The sequence below is a fragment of the Streptomyces sp. M-16 genome (genome assembly GCF_052114405.1).
In the GTDB taxonomy this organism is placed as follows: domain Bacteria; phylum Actinomycetota; class Actinomycetes; order Streptomycetales; family Streptomycetaceae; genus Streptomyces.
In genome coordinates this window covers 1-6,480 of record NZ_JBFRER010000211.1, presented here as the reverse complement: position 1 = coordinate 6,480, position 6,480 = coordinate 1, and the positions used below count along the sequence as shown (strand labels likewise).

7 protein-coding genes, 3 tRNA genes and 1 pseudogene are annotated in these 6,480 nt (G+C 72.7%); 8 read left to right on the top strand and 3 right to left on the bottom strand.

The features are described from left to right. The 3 genes and pseudogenes from AB4039_RS40850 to AB4039_RS40840 form a co-directional block, all read left to right on the top strand. Nucleotides 1-205 (top strand): annotated as a pseudogene (locus AB4039_RS40850) (hypothetical protein); the annotation flags it as partial. A 55-nt stretch (nucleotides 206-260) separates the two neighbouring features. Next, nucleotides 261-1,007, top strand: a complete 747-nt coding sequence (locus AB4039_RS40845; protein WP_442273171.1) for a DsbA family protein — start codon at nucleotides 261-263, stop codon at nucleotides 1,005-1,007. Next, nucleotides 1,004-1,828, top strand: coding sequence for a cytochrome c biogenesis CcdA family protein (locus AB4039_RS40840; protein ID WP_266840554.1), 825 nt, complete (start codon nucleotides 1,004-1,006; stop codon nucleotides 1,826-1,828). The genes AB4039_RS40845 and AB4039_RS40840 overlap by 4 nt, the downstream gene beginning before the upstream one ends. 40 nt (nucleotides 1,829-1,868) lie before the next feature. Here AB4039_RS40840 and AB4039_RS40835 read toward each other — a convergent pair. From AB4039_RS40835 to AB4039_RS40825, 3 genes are all read right to left on the bottom strand, one after another. Then, nucleotides 1,869-1,942: transfer RNA gene (locus tag AB4039_RS40835), tRNA-Phe, on the bottom strand. 22 nt (nucleotides 1,943-1,964) lie between these two features. Continuing rightward, nucleotides 1,965-2,038, bottom strand: a tRNA-Asp gene (locus AB4039_RS40830). Between the two features lie 38 nt (nucleotides 2,039-2,076). Continuing rightward, nucleotides 2,077-2,149, bottom strand: a tRNA-Glu gene (locus tag AB4039_RS40825). A gap of 103 nt (nucleotides 2,150-2,252) precedes the next feature. Here AB4039_RS40825 and AB4039_RS40820 point away from each other — a divergent pair. The 5 genes from AB4039_RS40820 to AB4039_RS40800 all read left to right on the top strand — a co-directional run. Beyond that, nucleotides 2,253-2,603 carry a metallopeptidase family protein gene (locus tag AB4039_RS40820; RefSeq protein ID WP_030225620.1) on the top strand — a complete coding sequence of 117 codons (351 nt, stop codon included), beginning with the start codon at nucleotides 2,253-2,255 and terminating at the stop codon, nucleotides 2,601-2,603. Further along, nucleotides 2,600-3,112 (top strand): FluC/FEX family fluoride channel, encoded by a 513-nt coding sequence (locus AB4039_RS40815; protein WP_442273170.1) that lies wholly within the window; start codon nucleotides 2,600-2,602, stop codon nucleotides 3,110-3,112. The genes AB4039_RS40820 and AB4039_RS40815 overlap by 4 nt, the downstream gene beginning before the upstream one ends. Then, nucleotides 3,109-3,483 carry a fluoride efflux transporter FluC gene (locus tag AB4039_RS40810; RefSeq protein WP_266840557.1) on the top strand — a complete coding sequence of 125 codons (375 nt, stop codon included), beginning with the start codon at nucleotides 3,109-3,111 and terminating at the stop codon, nucleotides 3,481-3,483. The genes AB4039_RS40815 and AB4039_RS40810 overlap by 4 nt, the downstream gene beginning before the upstream one ends. Before the next feature lie 85 nt (nucleotides 3,484-3,568). Next, a complete protein-coding gene (locus AB4039_RS40805) occupies nucleotides 3,569-4,192 on the top strand; it encodes a hypothetical protein (protein WP_266840558.1) in 624 nt (207 codons plus the stop codon). Between the two features lie 305 nt (nucleotides 4,193-4,497). Next, the coding region (locus AB4039_RS40800; protein WP_442273169.1) for a DEAD/DEAH box helicase at nucleotides 4,498-6,480 on the top strand (1,983 nt) is incomplete at its 3' end.

Genomic DNA, 6,480 nt, shown 5'->3' with positions numbered 1-6,480 from the left:
GCCCCGCTGCGCGCCCGACGCCCCCGGCCACGGCGGCGTCCCCGTCGTTCCGCCGCGGACCGGGTGCGAGCACGCGCAGCTCCCGGCCGCCGGGGTCGTGCCCGGGGAGGCCCGGCCGCGCGGCACGGCGCCCCTGCGGGTCCTCGTACGCGGGCCGGACCGGCCGGCGCCCGGCCCCGTGGAGCTGTCGGTGCTGCGGGTGTAAGGGGAGCGGTCACCACCGGTCCCCCTCACCCCTTCCGCATCCCTGGAGCACCCGCATGTCCTCTTCCGCCCGCAAGCCCGCCCCCCGCAAACGAGCCTCCCGCACCCCCCTGCTGGTCTGCGCCGGGGTCGCCGTGGCCGCGATCACCCTCGGGCTCGTCTCCTGGCAGGCCTCGGCCCCCCGGGACGGATCCCCTGACGCCGCCCCCGCCGCCGGCTCCACCCCCCGCGCCGAGGACCCCCTGGCCGAGCTCAAGGCCCTGGCCCGCCGCGAAGCCGGCGACAAGCTGGCGCTGGGCCGCCCCGACGCGCCCGTCGTCCTCATCGAGTACTCCGACTTCAAGTGCGGCTACTGCGGCAAGTTCGCCCGGGACACCGAGCCCGCCCTGGTGAAGAAGTACGTCGAGGCCGGCACCCTGCGCATCGAGTGGCGCAACTTCCCGATCTTCGGCGCCGACTCCGAGGCCGCCGCCAAGGCCGCCTGGGCGGCCGGACAGCAGGACCGCTTCGCCGCCTTCCACACCGCCGCGTACGCCGACGGCGCCAAGGAGAAGGGCTTCGGCGAGGAACGGCTCGCCGAGCTGGCCCGCGAGGCCGGGGTCCCCGACCTGGAACGGTTCCGGCGGGACATGGCCGGCCCGCAGGCCGCCGAGGCGCTGCGCAGGGACCAGGAGGAGGGCTACCGCATCGGCGTGAGCTCCACCCCCTCCTTCCTGGTCGGCGGGCAGCCGCTGGCGGGCGCCCAGCCCCTCGCCGCCTTCGAGACCGCCATCGGCCGGGCCGCCGCGGCGGCGGGCAAGTGAACGGCATCGGATACCTGGCGGCCCTGCTGGGCGGCCTCCTCGCCCTGCTGAGCCCGTGCAGCGCCCTGCTGCTGCCCGCCTTCTTCGCCTACTCGATCGACTCCACCTCCCGGCTCCTGGCCCGCACCGGGATCTTCTACGCCGGCCTAGCGAGCACCCTCGTACCGCTGGGCGCGGCGGGCTCGTACGCGGGCCGGTTCTTCCACGGCCACCGCGAGGGGCTCGTCCTCTTCGGCGGGTGGCTGATCATCGCCCTCGGTCTCGCGCAGATCCTCGGACTGGGCTTCTCCTCCCGCCGGATCTCCGAGCTGTCCGGGCGGATCCGGCCGGTCACCGCGCTGTCCGTGTACGCGCTGGGCGCCGTCTACGGGCTGGCCGGCTTCTGCGCCGGTCCGATCCTGGGCAGCGTCCTGACGGTGGCGGCGGTCAGCGGCAGTCCGGTCTACGGCGGCCTGCTGCTGGCGGTGTACGCGCTGGGCATGGCCGTGCCCCTGTTCCTGCTGGCCCTGCTCTGGGAGCGCTTCGACCTGGGCCGCCGGCGCTGGCTGCGCGGCCGGGCCCTGCGGCTGGGCCGGCTCCGGCTGCACTCGACCTCGCTGCTGTCCGGCCTGTTCTTCATCACCCTGGGCGCCCTGTTCCTGGCCTTCGACGGGGCGAGCGCCCTGCCCGGGCTGCTGGACGTGGACGATTCGTACGCGGTGGAGGAGCGGGTGCGTTCCGTCGCGGACGCGGTGCCGGACTGGGCGCTGCTGGGCCTGGTCGCCGCGGGTGCCGTGGCGGTCGGGCTGGTGCGCTGGCGCCGGACGCAGCGGGAGGGGTGAACGCGAAAGGCCCCGTCCGATGGACGGGGCCTTCCTTTTGTGGCTGGGGCCGGGGTCGAACCGGCGACCTATCGCTTTTCAGGCGATCGCTCGTACCAACTGAGCTACCCAGCCACGAGACTGTTTCCAGTCTCAGCGAACCTGACGGGACTTGAACCCGCGACCTCCACCTTGACAGGGTGGCGAGCTAACCAACTGCTCCACAGGTCCTTGCATTGTGCGAGAACAAGTCTCGCACATGTACTGCGTACCCCCAACGGGATTCGAACCCGTGCTACCGCCTTGAAAGGGCGGCGTCCTGGGCCACTAGACGATGAGGGCTAAAGGCCCGCCGGGCACTTTCCAGCGCGTCGGGGACGTGAGAAGCATATGGGATCGGGGGAGCTATCGCCAAAACGGTTTCACCCGGGGCGACAATGGCCGGGTGCTGGAGATGACGCGCGAGGAGTTCGAGGAGCTCGTCGCAGAGGCCCTGGACCGCATCCCACCGGAGCTCACGCGGCTGATGGACAACGTGGCGGTGTTCGTCGAGGACGAGCCGCCGGCGGACGATCCCGAGCTGCTCGGCCTCTACGAGGGGACCCCGCTCACGGAGCGCGGCGAGTGGTACGCCGGCGTGCTGCCGGACCGCATCACCATCTACCGGAACCCCACGTTGCGGATGTGCGAGGACCGGGAGAGCGTGGTCGCCGAGACGGAGGTGACGGTGGTGCACGAGATCGCCCATCACTTCGGGATCGACGACGAACGACTGCACGCGCTGGGCTACGGATGACCCACCCGGTGCCGGGCGGGGAGGCGATCGACCCCGATGTCGACCTCCACGTACCCGCCCAGCGGGCCGAACCGCAGGGCCGGGTGCTGACGGCGATCGCGGCGGGCGGGGCCCTGGGGGCCTCGGCGCGCTTCGGGGTGAGCCTGCTGTGGCCGACCGGGCCCGGGGCGTTCCCCTGGGCCACTTTCTGGATCAACGTCTCGGGCTGCGCGCTGATCGGCGTGCTGATGGTGCTGATCAGCGAGGGCGGGCGGAGCGCGCCCCATCCGCTGGTGCGGCCGTTCGTCGGCGTCGGGGTGCTCGGCGGGTTCACCACCTTCTCCACGTACGCCGTCGAGTTCTCCGGGCTGCTGGACGCGGGGCGGGCGGAGGTCGCGCTGGCGTACGCCGGGTTCACGGTGGTCGCCGCGCTGGGCGCCGTCTGGGCGGCGGCCTCGGCGACCCGGCTCGCGGTCCGGCGCGCGGTGCGGCCCGTGGCGGGCCGGCCGGACGGACGGGGGCACGGGTGAACTGGCTGCTGGTGGTGGCCGGCGCGGTGGTCGGGGCGCCGCTGCGCTACCTGACCGACCGGGCGGTCCAGTCCCGGCACGACTCCGTCTTCCCGTGGGGGACCTTCGTGGTCAACGCCGCCGCCTGCCTGCTGCTCGGGGTGTTGACGGGGGCGGTGTTGGCCGGGGCCGGATCCTCGGGGGTGGTGCCGCTCCTCGGGACGGGTCTGTGCGGGGCGCTGAGCACGTACTCGACCTTCTCCTACGAGACGCTGCGGCTGGCGGAGCGCGGCTGGAAGTTCCTGGCCGTCGCGAACGTCCTGGGATCGGTGCTGGTCGGGCTCGGTGCCGTGCACCTGGGGTCGCAGGTGGCCCGGCAGCTGTTCGCGTAAGGGGCGTGTCTCTTACGGGGTAAAGGGAGTTGGGCTCATTGACCCGCCCAACGCGGACCCCGCCCAGTGTCCCGGAGGTGCCCCCGTGCGCCCTTTGCCGCGCCCCCTGTCCGCTTCCCTGAGACTGGCCGTCTCCGTGCTCGCCGTGGCGGCGACGGCAGGCTGCATGAGCGTCGGCGAGGAGGCCGCCAAGCCGGGTCCCGAGGCCTCCGTGGGCGGCAAGGACACCGCCGGGACCAGTGCCGGCCAGGTCGGCCACGGCTCCGGGATCCACGGCAACGGCCATGGGGTGAAGGAGGGTACGGGGAACCAGGCCGGCAAGTCCGGTGAGCCCGGGAAGGCCTCCGGCGCGACCGGTGCCTCCCCCGGCCCGGGCGTCCCCGCGAAGCCGGGGCTGCCCTCCCCGTCGGCCGGACCGGGGGGCGGGGCGGGCGGGCAGGGCGGGCAGGTGCCGTCCGGCGGCGGTTCGGGTTCCGGCTCCGGTTCGGGCGGTTCGGGCTCCGGCGGCTCGGGCTCCGGTTCGGGGTCCGGGTCCGGCTCGGGTTCTGGATCCGGAGGCTCTGGTTCGGGGTCCGGGTCCGGCGGGAGCGGAGGGTCGACGACCACCCCGCCCGTGGTGGAACCGACTCCTCCTGTGACGCACTCCACGCCGCCGGAGACCAATCCGCCGACCCCGCCGACGTCCGAACCGACCACCGGAACGGCCTAGCCCGCGGGGGATCCCGCCCGGTCGGGCCGGGCTGCCCGGTGTGCGCACCCTGGGCTTCGTCGCAGGTCAGAGGCCATTTGCGCGGAGCGACTTGCCAGACCCCCAGGAGGGTGCGTATGGTTATAGATCGTTTGATCCCATTGCCCGGCGCCGAATCCGAAGAGCGCCGTGTGGCGCGTACTCTCCCTAGCCGTGGCTGACCGCATTGAGGCGGTCGATTTGCGATTCACGGAGTTTGGGCGCGTGCCGAGACTCCGGAAGGTTTCGCATTTCGCATGTCCATTTCCAGTTCTGACCGTTCCGTCATGCCCGAGAACGACACCAACGAGATCGTCGACGCCGAGACCCTCGCGGTCACCGAGGCCATGGAGGCCATCGAGGCGGACGAGATCATCGAGGCCCTTGAGGCCGACGTGACCGGCGACACCGCCGACTCCGCCGACGAGGCCGGCGACGCCGAGCCCACCATCACCTTCTCGGACCTCGGTCTGCCCGAGGGCGTCGTGCGCAAGCTCGCCCAGAACGGTGTCACCAGCCCGTTCCCGATCCAGGCCGCGACCATCCCGGACGCCCTGGCCGGCAAGGACATCCTCGGCCGCGGTCGTACCGGCTCCGGCAAGACCCTCTCCTTCGGTCTGCCCACCCTGGCCCGCCTGGCCGGTGGCCACACCGACAAGAAGAAGCCCCGCGCGATCATCCTCACGCCGACGCGTGAGCTCGCGATGCAGGTCGCGGACGCCCTCCAGCCCTACGGCGACGTCCTCGGCCTGAAGATGAAGGTCGTCTGCGGCGGTACCTCCATGGGTAACCAGATCTACGCCCTGGAGCGCGGTGTCGACGTCCTCGTCGCCACCCCGGGCCGCCTGCGCGACATCATCAACCGCGGCGCCTGCTCCCTGGAGAACGTCGAGGTGGCCGTCCTCGACGAGGCCGACCAGATGGCCGACCTGGGCTTCCTGCCCGAGGTCACCGAGCTGCTCGACCAGATCCCCGGCGGCGGCCAGCGCATGCTCTTCTCCGCCACCATGGAGAACGAGATCGGCACCCTGGTCAAGCGCTACCTGTCCAACCCCGTCACGCACGAGGTCGACAGCGCCCAGGGCAACGTCTCGACCATGACCCACCACGTCCTCGTCGTGAAGCCGAAGGACAAGGCGCCGGTCACGGCCGCCATCGCCGCCCGCAAGGGCCGCACCATCATCTTCGTCCGCACCCAGCTGGGCGCCGACCGCATCGCCGAGCAGCTCATCGAGGCCGGCGTGAAGGCCGACGCGCTGCACGGCGGCATGACGCAGGGTGCCCGTACCCGCGTCCTCGCGGACTTCAAGGACGGCTACGTCAACGCGCTCGTCGCCACCGACGTCGCCGCCCGCGGCATCCACGTCGACGGCATCGACCTGGTCCTCAACGTGGACCCGGCCGGCGACCACAAGGACTACCTGCACCGCTCGGGCCGTACCGCCCGTGCCGGCAAGTCGGGCGTCGTGGTCTCCCTGGCCCTGCCGCACCAGCGCCGCCAGATCTTCCGCCTGATGGAGGACGCGGGCGTCGACGCCTCGCGCCACATCGTCCAGGGCGTCGGCGCGTTCGACCCCGAGGTCGCCGAGATCACCGGTGCGCGTTCGCTCACCCAGGTCCAGGCCGACTCCGCGAACAACGCCGCCAAGCAGGCCGAGCGCGAGGTCGCCGACCTCACCAAGCAGCTGGAGCGCCTGACCCGCCGCGCCGCGGAGCTGCGCGAGGAGGCCGACCGCCTCGTCGCCCGTTCCGCCCGTGAGCGCGGTGAGGACCCGGAGGCCGCCGTCGCCGAGGTCGTAGAGGCCGCCGAGGCCGAGGTCGCGGCAGCCGTCGCCGCCGTGGCCGAGCCCGTCGCCCCGGAGCGCACCTTCGAGCGCCGTGACGACCGTGGCAACTACGAGCGCCGCGACAACCGTCGTGATGACCGTGGTGGCGACCGTGGTGGCGACCGTGGCGGCTTCCGCCGCGACGACCGTCCGTCGGGTGGTTTCCGTTCCGGTGGTGACCGTCGTGACGACAACCGTGGTGGCGGCTTCCGTCGCGACGACCGTCCGTCCGGTGGTTTCAACCGTGATGACCGTGGTGGCGACCGTGGCGGCTTCCGCCGCGACGACCGTCCCTCCGGTGGCTTCCGCGCCGGTGGTGACCGTCGTGACGACAACCGTGGTGGCGGCTTCCGTCGCGACGACCGTCCGTCCGGTGGTTTCAACCGTGATGACCGTGGTGGCGACCGTGGCGGCTTCCGCCGCGACGACCGTCCCTCCGGTGGC

What these genes read in the sequence shown, in the direction of transcription:
- AB4039_RS40845 (WP_442273171.1), top strand. Translation starts at nt 261, where the DNA reads ATGTCCTCTTCCGCCCGCAAGCCCGCCCCCCGCAAACGAGCCTCCCGC.
- AB4039_RS40815 (WP_442273170.1), top strand. Translation starts at nt 2,600, where the DNA reads ATGACCCACCCGGTGCCGGGCGGGGAGGCGATCGACCCCGATGTCGAC.